Here is a 15,830-nt window from a genome sequence, read left to right on the forward strand (position 1 = left end):
CTAAAATATTTTAACGTTTACAATACAGCTCCAATTTTATTTACTTGTTGAAAGAAATAGGTTTATTACTTTCAGAAAATTTAATAAACTATATATAGAGAGACCGATTTGACTTAAAAAGGATTAAGAAGTGTAAGACTTACAATTTATTAAAAGGGGGTCTTAATAATGTCAGGGTTTGATGCAGGTTTTGATATTTTTAAAATTATTGCTTTCGTATTTCCAATCATTTTCGTCTTCGTTTTTGCAGGTATATTTTTTGCACTAATAAAAGGATTAAAGCAATGGAATTATAATAATAAACAACCCAAATTAATTGTCCCAGCAAAAATAGTTACTAAAAGAATAGATTACGTTCAGCGTGCTAATACGAATCAGTTCGCTCATTCCTCTACACATTATTATGTTACACTTGAGGTCGAATCTGGAGACAGAATTGAATTTCAAATTGATGGGTTCATTTATGGTCAATTAGTAGAAAATGATACGGGAAAACTAACTTTCCAAGGAACGAGATTCATAAACTTTGAGCGACAATAATTTCTTTTTGAGGTGGAATAATGAATGTTTTCATAAGTGGTGCCACGGGTTTTTTAGGAAAACATACGACTAAAAAATTAAGTGAAATGGGCTACTCCGTTATAGCCTTTGGAAGAAATGAGGAAGCAGCTAAATTTTTCAACAAGATGGAGAATGTCACCTTTGTCAAAGGAGAATTGAATGACTCTGTCTTATTAGAAGAAAATATAAAGAATGTAGACTATGTAATCCATTGTGCTGCACTTGCAGCACCTTTTGGACGTTTTTCTGAATTTGAGAAAACAAATGTTGAAGGAACAAAAAATATTGTTAAAGCTTCACTTTCAACAGATTTAAAAAAGTTTATTAATATTTCGACCCCGAGCGTGTACTTTACTAGTGAGAGTCGAAAAGATGTTAAAGAAACTGATCCGCTGCCATCAAAACACTCTAATTACTACGCTGAAACAAAACATATGGCAGATTTAATTATTGAAGATGCAATTGAAAAAGGACTACCTGCTATCTCACTAAGACCTAGACAAATTTTTGGTCCTTTCGATCATACGATTTTCGGAAGATTTATACAGATAAATGAAAATGGAGGAATTCCATTAGTTCATAAAGGACAAGTTCTAATGGATTTTACTTATATCGATAACGTTGTCGATATAATCATCGCTTGTATGAATGCAGATGATGCTTTTAATGGTGAATACTACAATATTACAAATGATCAACCTATTTATTTAATTGACGTGCTTAAACAGCTCTTCTTTGCCTTAAATAAAGAGTTGAACACAAAAAACATCTCACCAAAACTACTGTCATTTATCGCGGTAAATTCAGAAATGATTGCGAGGATTACTAACAAACCACCAAAAGTTTCCAAGCATATTGCCAATTTCTTGAGTTATGACTATACACTTAATATTGAAAAAATCAAAAGTGATTTAAACTATAAACCTAAAGTATCAATTAGCGAGGGTATTAAGCGGTATGCTGACTGGTACTTAATTACAAATGATCGAAAGTAAGACAAACTAAAAACAAGCTAAAGTCGCCTAAATTAAGTGCATTTGAGTGATTTTAGCTTGTTTTTGTTAATTTCTCTAAAGCAATGATAATAGCAATCTGAAACTATATTTTCTTTATAAAAATTCAGTAGAAATCTATTTAATAGTTGTTTCTATTTCTTTAATATTTAAAGACCATAATCCACTATTTAGAATAGTGTCCGCATCTACTATATTTAAGCGTTCTTTGAATAATGGGCCATCAATTACAAACGTATGATATTCACCGCTCTCGCCCATTAAACAGATTTCTTTGCTAATGAATAGTTGTTTTAAGTCTTCATTTAGGCTCTTACCTACGATCATAGAATCAAAGATATTCTCTTTTGCCCTACAAACAATTGCATCGTATCCAGTCGCAAGCCATTGATCTAGTAAATTAGTAGTTTCACTTTTCTTAATCCACACTGGGAACATCGGTTCAAGTCCTACCTTAGTTGCAACCAGTTCATTCCATTGTCGATCTTCTTCGACATATAATGTGCCAAATGCAATCGCAGAGAGATCAAATTGCTCTTTTATTGTTTTTAGTCCATTAATCATTGACTCCTCGTATTTACCTGCTGAGTCAATCATGACAAGTGGAATTCCAATTGCATCGGCTTGCATTTGTAAGAAATTAAGCGGCGTCCCGTGCGCATGATTTCTTTCATCCTTTTTCGATACCATCGATACTAGACATGCCACTTCAAATTTATTTTTAATTAGTAAGTCTAATGCTAAACAACAATCCTTCCCACCACTCCAAGAAACTGCTACTTTACGGTTGTTCACTTATCCCATACCCCCTTAACATTAAAACGATAGAAAAAATTAAATTTCTACCCACTGTTTATAACAAACAATTTTTAGTGATTAGTTTTTTAGTAAACTTTTAACGTACGTCATACCTTTTAATGCATAATCAAACCACTGTTGATCTCCGTATGGAATTTCAACCCATTCTCTCATAGGTTTCCCACCCATTGGGTCAAAGTTTATTGCTCCGTTTAATTTTAAAGCTGTTGCAACATCCTCTTGCTTTAACTTTACTACAATATTAGGTTCATTATAGAATACAAAAACTTTACCTTGTATTTTTAATCCTTTATGTCCAAAGATACTTCCTTTTGATGCTTCATAGTGATTGATTAGTTCAGTTCTTAAGCTTTCAAACCTTTCTATTGTACCTTCCATTTTCACCATTCCTTTTTATCTAACGCTTTTTTTAATAAAAATATCTTATTAATGCCAATAACTTATTGATATTATTCAGTGTAATATCAACGTCTATACTAGTAAATAGAAGCACCTGAATCAAATTTAGGGAGGTAATCAAATGACCATCAACTTCCACGATGCACAAAATAATAAGACTTACACAACTAGAGAGGCTGATCAATCTTGGATTCAGTTAATGAGGGAAAACATTGATTTGTTAGGAAAAGACGCAGTTGATATAGGTTGCGGTGGGGGGATCTATTCGAAAGCTCTCTCTAAGTTAAAAGTACACCACGTTACGGCGGTAGATTTTTCAGAGGAAATGCTTAAAGGTGCTGCTGAAAACTGTAAAGACTACAGTAATATTTCCTTTAGCAAAGGAGATGCATATCATACTAAACTTCCATCTTCAAATTATGATGTAGTTTTGGAAAGAGCTTTAGTCCATCATTTAGATAATTTAAATGACTGTTTCAATGAGGCAAATCGCTTACTAAAAAAGAACGGAATATTAATCGTACAAGACCGGACGCCAGAAGATTGTTTACTTCATGGAGACGATAGCCATATACGAGGTTATTTTTTTGACCTTTACCCAAAATTGAAAACAAAAGAAATATCAAGAAGATATGATACACAAGAAATGCAATCAGCATTAGAATCAGCTGGGTTTCATATAGAAAAAACAGTAAAACTTTGGGAAACAAGACGCATCTATACTGACCTAGAATCACTTCGGAGTGATTTATTACTTAGAACAGGTCGATCAATTCTTCATGAACTCACTGATGAAGAGCTAAATCAATTAGTAAAATTCATTGATAATAAGCTTCAGCATCAATCTACTATTATTGAAAAAGACTGTTGGACAGTTTGGTTTGCTAGGAAGAAATAAAATTATGGACACAACCCAAATTAATAGAAACGCTTAGTCTAAATTCTAAGCGTTTTTACATTTATCATTAAAGTACAACCAATCGTGTAACCATTTTAAAGATATAATCAATTATCAGTTCTCTTTACCATTTTTAGGCTCAACTTTTGGTAGTTTAATTGTTACTTTTGTTCCTTCATCAACACTACTTTCGAAAGTGATTGTTCCGTTCATTGCTTCAATGATTCGAACAGAAACTGTTGTTCCTACGCCAGTTCCCTTTTCTTTCGTTGAATAGAAAAGTGTACCAATACGTGAAAGCTGTTCTTTAGTCATTCCTTTTCCATTATCTCTAATTGTAATGACCGTTTTATCTTTTTCTTCGTGTAGCTTCGTATGTACATATCCCCCTGAGCTAGTTGCCTCAATCGCGTTTTTAATTAAGTTTATTAGTGCTTGTTTAAATTGATTTTTATCTGTATTTATAAATGTTTCGACTTCTGTATCGCCTTTTAATTTAACATTTTGCTTTAAAGCTAAAGGAACTAATAAGGTGACTACATCTGAAACACATTGCTTTAAATTGAACGTTTCTACTTTTTCAAATTGTGGTTTGGCGAAGTTTAAATAATCATTAATGATTCCTTCTGCTCTACCTAATTCGCTTAATACTAGCGGCAAATATTCCATAGACTGATTGTCTTTGCTTTCTTGCATTAATTGTAAGAAACCTTTAACAACTGTAAGTGGATTCCTAACTTCATGAGCAATAGAAGCTGCCATTTCACTTAACGTATTAAGTTTCTCGGCTCTTTGGATTTCTTTATGAAGTATTTTATTTTCAATTAGTGTTTCAATCAGTTTTGCTCCTAAAGTAATTGCGATTAACTCTATTACAATAAAAATAAGAACTAACCCAAATAATCTGTAATCACTTTTAAAACTAATCTTATTTACGATTAAAAAAGTAAATAAGATTCCTAGTTGAACTAAAGCAGGCCATAAACTAATAAGAGCTGTTGCTAATATTCTCTGTTTAGGTTTAAATGTCCAAAACCATTTAAATAAAATTAAAGACCCTAGTGAGGATAAGGTAATACTGATCATACCAAATATGATAGCGTCTCCACCTAAAATTATTCTAGCTATTAAGATCGCTAAAAAAGTCACGATCCCCCAGCGATAGCCGCAGTAAAGAAACGCAATCGTTAGTGGTATATATCTTAAATCCCAAAATAACCCATATGCTGGATATGGAAAGGCCATGCAAAAAAAACCTGCTACAGCCTGAAACATGCCAAAAAGATAAATTTTGTCTTTATAGCCATGTCTTTCATAAATAATACTGTATATCAAGATTGGACTTAATATGATTAAAACATGTAGCAAAAGTTTTTCGATTAACACGTTTTTATCCTCACTAGATTCGAAATTTTCGAAATATAACATACATATAATACGACAAAACTTCCAAAAATCCTTTATTTTCCCCTATTAACTCACACTATTTTTCATTTTCTGTCGATTAATATTTTTATGCTATGTTTCAATTTATAGAAAGTGAAATAGGTGCGTTTATAAGATTAAACATTTATACTAGAAGTACCTTACCACTATCGCATGAAAGGGTTAAACATGAATAAAAGAATAGTATTAAATATTATTTTGGTTATGACTTTCTTTTTCCTAATCAATTTTTACATAGGTCTTAATGGATGGATTTATATTAATGCTTTGCTAAGTAGATGGACGAATCCAACAATAAAAATAGTCTATTGGATCGTATTTCTGTTAATAACTTTTGCGTACATTCTTTCAAGAGTTTTAAAGAGTAAGCTTCCTACTTCATTCTTTAAACCGATCCATAAAATTGGAGCATATTGGTTAGCGATCTTTTATTATTTAATTTTCTTTGTCATTTTTGCTGATTTGATTGGACTGATTTTAAGGGAATTTACATCTTTCAAAACAAGTAGTATAACTTTGATACTTGGAACAATTGTCATATTATGTGTCGCAAACCTTATCGCAAAAGGTAGAAAAAGTGCACTAGAAACACAGATTGTTCATTATGACATCAATGTTGATAAACCAAATGAAAAGTATAAAGAACTATCAATTGTACTAGTTTCGGATTTACATTTAAGCACATTAGTCACGAATAAAAGATTAGAGTTTCTTGTTGAAAAGATTAATAAGCTAGCTCCTGATTTAGTTTTAATTGCTGGAGATATTATTGATGAAGATATTACTCCTTTTGTTGAGGAAAATATGATTCAAACGTTGAAAAAGTTAAAATCAAAGATTGGTATATATGCGGTCCCTGGTAATCATGATTATTACGGTGGTCACTTAGATTTACTTGTTAAGCATTTAAAAGATGCTGGTATTCATATTTTATTAGATGAGAAAGAACTAGTTGATAACAATTTCTATATCGTTGGTCGTAAAGATCTTGCAAGTAAAAAGCGCTTAGATTTACATGAACTACTTGAAGGAATTGATCATACAAAACCAATTATCTTACTTGATCATCAGCCTTATCATTTAGAAATCCCAACTCAATTAGGAGTAGATTTACAAGTCTCTGGACATACACATCGCGGCCAGTTTATGCCAAATCACTTAATTACTCGTCGAATTTATGAAGTTGATTGGGGCTATTTACAAAAAGAACGCTCACACTTTGTCGTTTCATCAGGATTTGGAACTTGGGGACCTCCAATCAGAACAGGTAACCCTTCTGAGATTGTTACGATCACTTTTTCATTTTCTAATTAATTCAATCTTTTCAGACTGTTGACAAGCGCTCGCAAACAGTCTGAATATCAAATTTTTAGGACTTTGTCTACACACTGAAGAGACCAAAAAAACTTTTTTTGGTCTCTTTTATCTTAATTTTGTCATAATTTATCTATAAATAGTTTTCTGCTTTTCAGAACGGAGATTGAAGCATGTTCATTGTTATTTTCGCTTTATTCAATTTTGTAAAAAAAGATCCCTGAAACTCTTCTGCTTCTTCTAAAGGTAATTCTGCTAATATACTTATAGGAATATCACCAGGTGATATGCTCGATACATTTAATTGATCTAAAACCCAAATGTTATCAGAAAGAAATTTAAAAAATAGCTTATAATCATTAGCATAGTTAAATAAAGTTGTAGCTGAACGCTTACGATTTTTTTGAAAATATTTAAAGACATAGGGTGGAAGAGAAGGGAGCAATGTTTTCAACTGTTGGAGGTGTTTCTCTTGCTGTAAATTTTTCGTTTTAACTTCGAAATTTGCTATATCCCTCAGCGTTTTATTATCGTGACTCACATCATCACTCCTAAATGATAAAAATCGACAAAGTTCGCATATAATCCATTTTATACGCAAACTAATTTACATACTATACTGATTAAAAAGTGTCTGAAATTTTTATGATATGTTGTGTAAATGTTTTAAAATCTCCAAGATGATTCTCAATTATTTTTTCTACGATATCAAGGTTAACACTTTGATAATCATGCACAGCGATATTTCGGAATCCAACCATTGCTTTTAATTTCGTTGAAAGGTCTTGAGAGAGTAGTGAGTTAGCTACTAATAAATCAAACGCATCTCGACTTGTTTGTGGAATTCCGAGCTTTCTAACCGGCACTAAGTGCATAGCTAAATCAATACACGCTTCACAAGCTCTTTGTATGTTTAAAATAATCGAATCTTGCTTCGTAAAATCATTAAGATTTAATGGGGTATTGTCATAAACTTCATTTATTCTAGAAATACAACGTTCTATCGTAGAAATTTTATTTAAGATTACTTGATTATTATAAATTGAACCTCTTTTCTTGATATTTTTTAAGATTTCGATTCGCTCTTCATTCAATTTTGCGTACATCTTTAAGGTTTTCATTTCAAAATTGATTCTCCGTTCATCATCTGCACAGTATATTACTTTCCCATTATGTATAATTTCGGCTTGAAATACTGTTGAAGCATTGATTAAATCGATTAAATCAACGTTGTAATTAATCATATTAGCCAGTTCTTGTGATAATAAAAATCGTTCATAATGACTTAATTTAGAATCACTAAGATAAGCTATATCAAAATCACTATCAGGTCGCAACCGATCTTGAGCTGCAGAACCAAACAAGAAAATAGCATATGGATTAATTTTTTTGATTAATGTATCTGTTATTTTTTTAGCAATTCTTGAGGGATCATTCAGATTTACCTCCCAAATTATGTAAATTGTATATTTCATAATACCACATTTATATTCTCAATAATCACTTCGCGTTTAACTTGAATTATATGCGAAGCTTATTTTTTATTAAGAGTTCTAGATAAGTTGGATAATACTAAGAAAGCCACCCTTTTTAAGGATGGCATATTAGTTTTATAATCTTGTAGGATTACTTCTACAAATATTTTTATCCATTCATCAGGATTTGAATAATTAATATCAAGTTTATTAATCTTTGCAACATAATCTTAACCAGAATTAATCATCTTAAAAATTTCACGAGAATAATACTTTGGAACAAATGCCTCTTTCCCTACATTCCTTATCTCCGAATTTGTCCATTTCCACGAATCACGTATTTTGTAGAAGTCAATGCAGGAAGTCCCATTGGTCCCCTTACATGTAGCTTTTGCGTACTGATGCCGATTTCTGCACCAAAGCCGAATTCAAAACCATCAGTAAAGCGAGTCGAAGCATTATGGTAGAGCGCCGCGGCATCTACGGACGTGAAAAACTTGTTCACACTTTCTTCCCTTTCTGTAATAATCGCTTCGGAATGCATGGATCCATAAGTATTGATGTGGTTAATAGCTTCTTCAACAGAGGAGACCATTTTGACTGCCAGCGTGAGAGACAAAAATTCAGTTCCCCAGTCTTCTTCTGAAGCAGGTACAATAGAAGAATCGATAGCCAGTGCCTTCTTATCTCCACGTAGCTCTACTCCTTTTTCCTTTAAGGAAGAAAAGAGCTCGGTACCAAATCGGTGCGCCCACTCCTCATGAAGTATAATTGTTTCAATTGCATTACATACAGATGGTCGCTGTGTTTTTGCATTTATAATAATATCAAATGCCATCTGTTTATCCGCTGTTTCATCAATGAAAATGTGACAATTTCCCGCACCTGTTTCCAATACAGGAACAGACGCTTCTCTCACTACAGTATCTATTAGCTGTTTGCCACCTCTTGGGATAAGAACATCCAAATACTCATTTAATGTAAACAGCTGCTTTGCACTATATCGTGACGTATCTTCAATGAGCTGTACGCTTTCTGGAGGCAAGCTCGTTTGTTTAAGAGCTCGGTGAATGACAGCTACGATGGCTTTGTTAGAATAAGTAGCGGAAGAACTGCCACGCAAGATCACTGCGTTTCCTGTTTTCAAGCAAATTGTGGCCGCATCAACTGTTACATTCGGTCGCGCTTCGTAAATCATCCCGACAACACCTAGTGGCACACGCATTTCTTGAATAGACAATCCATTCGGTCTTTCCCATGTGGTTACACATTCTCCAACAGGATCACGCAAATCAATTAGCTGCCGGATACCCTCTGTCATATCAATAATGCGCTGTTCATTCAGCGTAAGGCGGTCAAGTATAGAAGCAGACATTCCTTTTGCTTTACCTACTTCAATATCTCTTTTGTTCTCCTCCAAAATATAGGGTGTTTCTATTATCAATTGATCCGCAATCGCAGCAAGTGCCTTGTTTTTTTGAACTGTGGATTTGAGAACAAGTTCTCCAGCTATCTTTTTCGCTTTTTGTCCCTTTTCTAATACTTCATTCATCTTCATTTCCTCCTTTTAAAGATTCAAAATATAAAAACTTGAGGCATGTTTAACTTTGACAACTTGGAACGTTCATCCAAGACTCTTCTACATAGATATTAGGTGAATCAATCAGATTTAGGACGGAGGATTCCGCCCTCTTCACTTGAACGGATCCTCTCTATTCTTAAAATGAAACCCAATTATCCCTATGAATGACTTCATAGCTATGTCTTACGCCTTGAGCCTGAATGACATGACTCTGCATCCCTTTTATATCCTGTAGTTCCTCTGCACTATATCTACACTGACCTTTCCCTATCAAGAGTCCTTGTTGTGTGATGACCTCCACAACTTCGCCCGCTCGAAAGAACCCAGACACATTAGTAACACCAGCAGGAAGAAGACTTTTTCCATGATGAATGATGGCAGAGGCTGCCCCAGCATCTACTTCAATTTGTCCACTAACAAGCGAATGTAGCGCGATCCATTGCTTGTTCATCTTAATCACTTTTTGAGGAGCATTACCGATATACGTTCCATCACCTTTACCCTTCAAAACATCTAAAAACTTCTCCTGTCCACGTCCTGTTCCGATAAATACACTCACTCCAAGAGATAGTGCCGTCTTTGCAGCATCGATTTTTGATTTCATACCGCCAGTCCCAAGTTTTGAGCCCGCATCTTCAGCAAGAGAAGCAATTTCTTCCGTAACCTCAGGGAGGAAATAATACTTTTTCGCGTCCGCATTTTTCTGAGGGTTTTGGTCATATAAACCGTTCACATCCGTAAAAATCATGAGCATATCCGCCGAAACAAGCCCACTCACTAAAGCTGACAGCATATCATTATCACCAAAAGTCAACTCCTCTAAAGAAATTGAATCATTTTCATTGATTATTGGAAGAGAGGAACGATTTAGTAGCTCTCTTAAAGTGGCATATGCATTACTGTATTGATCTTTTCTAGAAAAATCAATTCTCGTCAGCAAAAGCTGCGCGGTAACGATTCCATATTTACGGAATTCCTCCGTATACGCCTGCATTAACAGACTTTGTCCTACAGCCGCGGCAGCCTGCTTCCCTTTAATTGTTACAGGTCGACTTGGATACCCAAGAGCAGAAAAACCTGCAGCAATTGCCCCAGATGTAACCAGCAACACTTCATGTCCTTCCTGTTTCAATTGCGCCAAAGCAGCAACATGATCAGAAAGCTGTTCCTCAGAGATACCTCCATGATTAACTGCCAAGGAACTGCTTCCAATTTTCACGACAATTCGCTGTTTTTTCACTTTTGTCCCTCCTATTCTAAATGCGAATTTTTTTGTAAATTAAACTTCTAACATGCTATTTAGCAATAAAGAGCAAAATAAAAATGACCGCTTCGCCCTTAAATAAAAAGGACGAAACGGTCATTGTTCCGCGGTACCACCTTTATTGATATAAATATATATATCCGCTTGACACCTATAACGAAGGTATACGCCTAAACTTTCGTTTAAGACTCAGGGATAGGTTCGATACTTTCTATACGAGGAATCTTTCAGCCGGTGAATTCCACTCTCTTTCGCAAGAAGATATATGTACTAGTTCCCTTCGACGATTTTCAATTTGATTTTTATACATTATGCAATATAGTGCGTTTTTATGTCAAGAGGCATTTTTTAAATTAAATTAATTTTCTAAACATCTCTTAGCATAAAGTGAAATTCATGTCTATACATAAGTTTTTTTATATTCATTACGTTGTTAATAGTGATGTATTACTAATCTTCAACATGATTTAAAATTTGATTAGTTAATATATAACAAAGATACTAAATTATTTAGAATATACGCGTTTCATACAGAATAAAACTGATTTCTATATTTTTTTATATTGCAAAAAACAATGTACTCTCTTAAAATGTTTCTTTATATTGCATGGGATATTATTAATTTTTTCAGAATAATAATTTCAAACCGATATAATTTATTTTAGAAGGAGCAAAATTGAGTAAATATGGATAAACAAATTGGATTCATTGGATGCGGAAATATGGGGATAGCTATGATTGGTGGGATGATAACCAAAAATATAGTGCCTTCGAATAAAATAATTTGTTCAGATTTAAACCATACAAATTTAAAAAATGCTAGTAAAAAATATGGTATAACTACAACTACTGACAACAATGAGGTAGCTAAAAATGCTGACATTTTAATTTTATCTATCAAACCAGACCTATACTCATCAGTAATTAACGAAATAAACGAACAGATAAAAAACGATGTTATAGTCGTAACTATCGCTGCAGGAAAAAGCATTAAAAGTACTGAGGAAGCTTTTGATAAAAAGTTAAAGGTTGTAAGAGTAATGCCTAATACACCTGCTCTTGTTGGAGAAGGAATGTCTGCGTTATGTCCTAATGAAATGGTTACAGAAAAAGATTTAGAGGATATACTGAACATTTTTAATAGTTTTGGCCAAACAGAGATAGTAAACGAAAAATTAATGGATGTTGTAACATCTGTAAGTGGTTCTTCGCCAGCATATGTATATATGTTTATAGAAGCCATGGCTGATGCTGCTGTATTAGATGGTATGCCAAGAAATCAAGCATATAAATTCGCAGCTCAAGCTGTATTAGGCTCTGCAAAAATGGTACTGGAAACAGGAATACATCCAGGTGCATTGAAAGACATGGTTTGTTCTCCAGGTGGAACGACAATAGAAGCTGTAGCAATATTAGAGGAAAAAGGCTTAAGAACAGCTATCATTTCAGCTATAAAGCGTTGTACGCAAAAGTCTGTTGAACTATCCAGTCTCATAAAACATATGTAAAACAAAAAAAGGCGATTTTAACGCAATCGAATCAATGCATGATGCGGGATTTATAACAATCAATCTATTACAAGAAAATGAATATGCACTGATTGAAATCATAGACACAGGAATTGGAATGTCCCAAGAAACAATTGAAAAGCTTGGCACTCCCTTCTACTCACTAAAAGAAAGAGGCACAGGGATTGGATTAACCGTCTGCTTCAATATAATCGAAAAATTTAAAGGCAAAATTAAAGTAAGTAGTAAGGAAAACGAAGGATCCATATTCCGGATCTATTTACCGATTTGGCAATCTGAAAATGAATGAAGAAAAACCACAAACTTATATGTGGTTTTTCTTTTTGGACTAAATTTGGAGTAGATGGTTCATGAGGACTTTTAAATGCAAATATCTGATTTAACTTCCTCATGACAGGTTCATGAAGACTTATAAACGCTAATATCTGTAATTTACTTACTCATGACAGGTTCATGAGGACTTATAAACGCTAATATTTGTAATTTACTTACTCATGACAGCTTCATGAGGACTTATAAACGCTAATATTTGTAATTTACTTACTCGTGACAGGTTCATGAGGACTTATAAACGCTAATATTTGTAATTTACTTACTCATGACAGGTTCATGAGTACTTATAAACGCTAATATTTGTATTTAACTTACTCATAACAGCCTCATGAGGACTTATAAACGTTAATATCTGTATTTAACTTACTCATGACAGGTTTATGAGGACTTATAAACGCTAATATTTGTATTTAACTTACTCATAACAGGTTTATGAGGACTTATAAACGCTAATATTTGTATTTAACTTACTCATAACAGCCTCATGAAGACTTATAAACGCTGATATTTATAATTTACTTACTCATGACAGCTTCATGAGGACTTATGAACACTAATAACTGTAATTTACTTACTCATAACAGCCTCATGAGGACTTATAAACGCTGATATCTGTATTTAACTTACTCATGACAGCTTCATGAGGACTTATAAACGCTAATATCTGTAATTAACTACCCATAACAGGTTCATGAGTAAGTTAAAATACTATAAGATGATAATCCCTGTTCATAACTGAAAAAACTCACCAAAAAAGTGAGTTTTTTTGTTCTAAACATCTTAAAAATTAAAAATCCTTTGCAGTTTCCTTAGCTTTTTGAATTGCTTGTTCTTTAATTTCTTGTGCTCGGTCTGGGAATTGGTTTTGACCTTCTACAAAAATTCCATTAAAGTCTTGAACACCTAAGAAGCCCATTATCACTCCAATATAGCGATGTCCCATTTCAAGGTCAGCAGCTGGACCTTCTGAATAAACCCCACCACGTGCTTGGATATGCAATGCTTTTTTACTACCTAATAATCCTTGAGGGCCATTAGAAGTATATTTGAAAGTTTTACCAGCAACGCAAATCGCATCAATATAGTTTTTCATAATTGGAGGGAATAAAAAGTTCCATAAAGGTGTAACAAATACATATTTATCTGCTTCAGCAAATTGGGTTACAATCTCATTTAATCTTCCTACTTTTGATTGCTCACCTGAAGAAAGTGTATCAAAAGATCCTCCAGATTGAAGTTTCCCCCAACCTGCAAACACTTCAGCATCAATATGAGGAATCGTTTCATTATAAAGGTCAATATGTACTACTTGATCATTCGGATGTGCAGCTTTATAACTCTCGATAAATGCATCACCAACCGCCATACTGTATGAAGTAGACTTATCGTGCGGATGTGCTGTAATATACAATAATGTCGTCAAACGAATTTCCACCTTTCATTCTTTACCTTTTTAAAAGCACGATATTATCATCTGTCATTTCTAACTAAACAATACAAATATTTATAAAAAAAACCTTTACTGCAAAGGTAAAGGTTTTGTGTATAGACAAAGTCCAAAAAATTAATTTTAAGACTGAATTATTATTTCGCTTTAAAAATCCCAAAAGGTTTCCCTACAGGTAAGAATTCTCTTCCAAAGTGACTATTTAATACAGCTGCAGCCGAACCATAAAATGACATAATTGCAATTCCTAATTCACTGTATGCTGCAAATGTATGTGTAGCTTCTTCCATAAATCCTAATGTGCTTAATGATAAACCAATAAATAAACAATCAATTAAAACAAAAATAATAAATAGTACCTTATGAGTTTCCATTGCACCGATTGTCATAAAAATTGAAAAGATTAAATATCCTACAAAAGCAAAACCAAGTTGTTTAACATCAGCTGCATTCATTAATGCCTCTCCAAAAACACCTAATTGGATTAACCAAGTAGTACCAACAGCTAACCAAAAGAAAGCATATGCTCCAAATGCTGTTGCTCCAAAAACATTATTATGTTTAAAATCCTGGATACTCGCAAATAGTTGTGCAATAGCACCTAAAAAAATTGCCCACGGTAATACTAATGAAACACCATCAGTAATTCCTAATTTTTGTGTTGAGGCAACAAGCGTTACCATCGCTAAACCGAATAAACCAATTGCAGATGGATCTGCAGTAGTTATTTTAATTTGTTGTACGTCTTTCATTGATGTAAATCCTCCTAAAATTTTAAACAGACTAAACTATTCTACTATATAATTTTAGGGATTAATATAGGTTTTTTTCGCTTTTAAATAAGAAAGCACTTTCTTTTAAAAAGAAAGCGCTTTTTACCAAAATTTACTTTTTATGTCGTTTTGCATAGCCGCATCTTTTGCATAATTCTTCCACTGCACATCGTCTTGAGAAACCATCATAAATTGCTCTTGCACGCTCAGAATTTAATATATCTTCTAATGATGTCTCATAAATATTCCCTAACGGAATCTTCCCTTCGCTATCTAAACAACATGGTACTACTGTTCCATCAACTAATACACCGATCTGATCCCTTAATCCATAGCAGAATACATTTTCATCGATGATATCATTACCCATGTCTGGCCATTGGAACTTTTCTGCCATATTTAAATAAATTTTATCGCGCAGTTTAATATTATGTGTTTCCTGAAGTCTTTCACTTAAAGAAAAATCTAAGTTTAGTTTTTCCTCAAGTAAATTTAATATATCGATATTCAGTGAGTTACTTGCTCTTAACTCTTCACTATCCATATTCCAAAGCCTAATTGCACAAATCATATCACTTTTATCATTCGCTTCATTAATGAAGTTCGTAATATTTTCAACGTAATCGTGTAAATCCTTCGTTAAATCATTCGCCTCAAAACTATGAAGTGAAAAATTGATTTGTCTTAAACCTTTGGATCCAATTAATAAATCCTTTACTTTATTAATTAACGTACCATTCGTTGTTATGTTAACCTTCAAACCATTTTCATGACTAATATCCAAAAATCTACCGAGCTTTGTATTTAAAAATGGCTCACCCATCAAATGAAAATAAATATGATCCGTATAAGGTTTAACCGAATTTACAACATGAGTAAATGCTTTCTCGTCCAAAAACTTCAAGGGTCTTTCTAACGTTGGGCTCGGACAAAAATTACACTTCAAATTACATATATTTGTAATTTCTATATAAACT

General features: G+C 33.3%; 16 protein-coding genes, 1 pseudogene and 1 other annotated feature. Of the genes and pseudogenes, 6 read left to right on the forward strand and 11 right to left on the reverse strand.

The annotated features are described in order from the left end of the window. Nucleotides 1–168 precede the first annotated feature (168 nt). Nucleotides 169–540 (forward strand): DUF2500 domain-containing protein, encoded by a 372-nt coding sequence (locus CN514_RS04365; RefSeq protein WP_025569142.1) that lies wholly within the window; start codon nt 169–171, stop codon nt 538–540. A gap of 20 nt (nt 541–560) precedes the next feature. Beyond that, the gene (locus CN514_RS04370; protein ID WP_098231550.1) at nt 561–1,556 is read left to right on the forward strand and encodes an NAD-dependent epimerase/dehydratase family protein; all 996 of its coding nucleotides are present in this window, start codon (nt 561–563) and stop codon (nt 1,554–1,556) included. Between the two features lie 135 nt (nt 1,557–1,691). Here the strand turns inward: CN514_RS04370 and CN514_RS04375 are convergent, their stop codons facing one another. Together CN514_RS04375 and CN514_RS04380 are read right to left on the reverse strand one after the other, a co-directional pair. After that, nucleotides 1,692–2,369, reverse strand: coding sequence for a Dph6-related ATP pyrophosphatase (locus CN514_RS04375; protein WP_098231551.1), 678 nt, complete (start codon nt 2,367–2,369; stop codon nt 1,692–1,694). A gap of 81 nt (nt 2,370–2,450) precedes the next feature. Then, nucleotides 2,451–2,771, reverse strand: coding sequence for a hypothetical protein (locus CN514_RS04380; protein WP_098231552.1), 321 nt, complete (start codon nt 2,769–2,771; stop codon nt 2,451–2,453). A gap of 142 nt (nt 2,772–2,913) precedes the next feature. Between CN514_RS04380 and CN514_RS04385 the strand changes: the two genes are divergently transcribed. Beyond that, on the forward strand, nt 2,914–3,690 hold the full coding sequence (locus CN514_RS04385; protein WP_098231553.1) for a class I SAM-dependent methyltransferase: 777 nt from the start codon (nt 2,914–2,916) through the stop codon (nt 3,688–3,690). 114 nt (nt 3,691–3,804) lie between these two features. Here the strand turns inward: CN514_RS04385 and CN514_RS04390 are convergent, their stop codons facing one another. Further along, on the reverse strand, nt 3,805–5,076 hold the full coding sequence (locus CN514_RS04390) for an ATP-binding protein (RefSeq protein WP_098231554.1): 1,272 nt from the start codon (nt 5,074–5,076) through the stop codon (nt 3,805–3,807). A 228-nt stretch (nt 5,077–5,304) separates the two neighbouring features. Here CN514_RS04390 and CN514_RS04395 point away from each other — a divergent pair, with 228 nt between their 5' ends. After that, nucleotides 5,305–6,450, forward strand: a complete 1,146-nt coding sequence (locus CN514_RS04395; protein ID WP_176525789.1) for a metallophosphoesterase — start codon at nt 5,305–5,307, stop codon at nt 6,448–6,450. Between the two features lie 154 nt (nt 6,451–6,604). Here CN514_RS04395 and CN514_RS04400 read toward each other — a convergent pair whose 3' ends face one another. From CN514_RS04400 to proB, 5 genes and pseudogenes are all read right to left on the reverse strand, one after another. Next, nucleotides 6,605–6,991, reverse strand: a complete 387-nt coding sequence (locus CN514_RS04400; RefSeq protein ID WP_098231556.1) for a hypothetical protein — start codon at nt 6,989–6,991, stop codon at nt 6,605–6,607. An 82-nt stretch (nt 6,992–7,073) separates the two neighbouring features. Beyond that, a complete protein-coding gene (gene hepT / locus CN514_RS26360; protein ID WP_483294999.1) occupies nt 7,074–7,493 on the reverse strand; it encodes a type VII toxin-antitoxin system HepT family RNase toxin in 420 nt (139 codons plus the stop codon). Then, nucleotides 7,488–7,925, reverse strand: a pseudogene (gene mntA, locus CN514_RS26365) (type VII toxin-antitoxin system MntA family adenylyltransferase antitoxin); the annotation flags it as partial. The pseudogene mntA and the gene hepT, both read right to left, overlap by 6 nt. A gap of 304 nt (nt 7,926–8,229) precedes the next feature. Next, complete coding sequence (locus CN514_RS04410) at nt 8,230–9,477, reverse strand: glutamate-5-semialdehyde dehydrogenase (protein ID WP_098231558.1); 1,248 nt, start codon at nt 9,475–9,477, stop codon at nt 8,230–8,232. Between the two features lie 166 nt (nt 9,478–9,643). Then, a complete protein-coding gene (gene proB / locus CN514_RS04415; RefSeq protein ID WP_098231559.1) occupies nt 9,644–10,747 on the reverse strand; it encodes a glutamate 5-kinase in 1,104 nt (367 codons plus the stop codon). A 104-nt stretch (nt 10,748–10,851) separates the two neighbouring features. Continuing rightward, nucleotides 10,852–11,064, reverse strand: a binding site (T-box leader). 393 nt (nt 11,065–11,457) lie between these two features. Between proB and proC the strand changes: the two genes are divergently transcribed. After that, entirely contained in the window at nt 11,458–12,279 is an 822-nt protein-coding gene (gene proC, locus CN514_RS04420) for a pyrroline-5-carboxylate reductase (RefSeq protein ID WP_098231560.1), read from the forward strand. Between the two features lie 25 nt (nt 12,280–12,304). Beyond that, nucleotides 12,305–12,589, forward strand: coding sequence for an ATP-binding protein (locus CN514_RS04425; RefSeq protein ID WP_286141566.1), 285 nt, complete (start codon nt 12,305–12,307; stop codon nt 12,587–12,589). Between the two features lie 831 nt (nt 12,590–13,420). Here the strand turns inward: CN514_RS04425 and CN514_RS04430 are convergent. The 3 genes from CN514_RS04430 to CN514_RS04440 all read right to left on the reverse strand — a co-directional run. Beyond that, nucleotides 13,421–14,056: an FMN-dependent NADH-azoreductase gene (locus tag CN514_RS04430; RefSeq protein WP_098231562.1), complete on the reverse strand. Its 636-nt coding sequence runs from the start codon at nt 14,054–14,056 to the stop codon at nt 13,421–13,423. Nucleotides 14,057–14,217: 161 nt separating this feature from the next. Then, nucleotides 14,218–14,832, reverse strand: a complete 615-nt coding sequence (locus CN514_RS04435; protein ID WP_098231563.1) for an acetate uptake transporter — start codon at nt 14,830–14,832, stop codon at nt 14,218–14,220. Between the two features lie 133 nt (nt 14,833–14,965). Continuing rightward, nucleotides 14,966–15,830 (reverse strand): radical SAM/SPASM domain-containing protein (locus CN514_RS04440; RefSeq protein ID WP_098231564.1); only part of this gene is annotated, 865 nt, incomplete at its 5' end.

This window comes from Bacillus sp. AFS001701 (assembly GCF_002559405.1).
In the GTDB taxonomy this organism is placed as follows: Bacteria; Bacillota; Bacilli; order Bacillales; family Bacillaceae_G; genus Gottfriedia.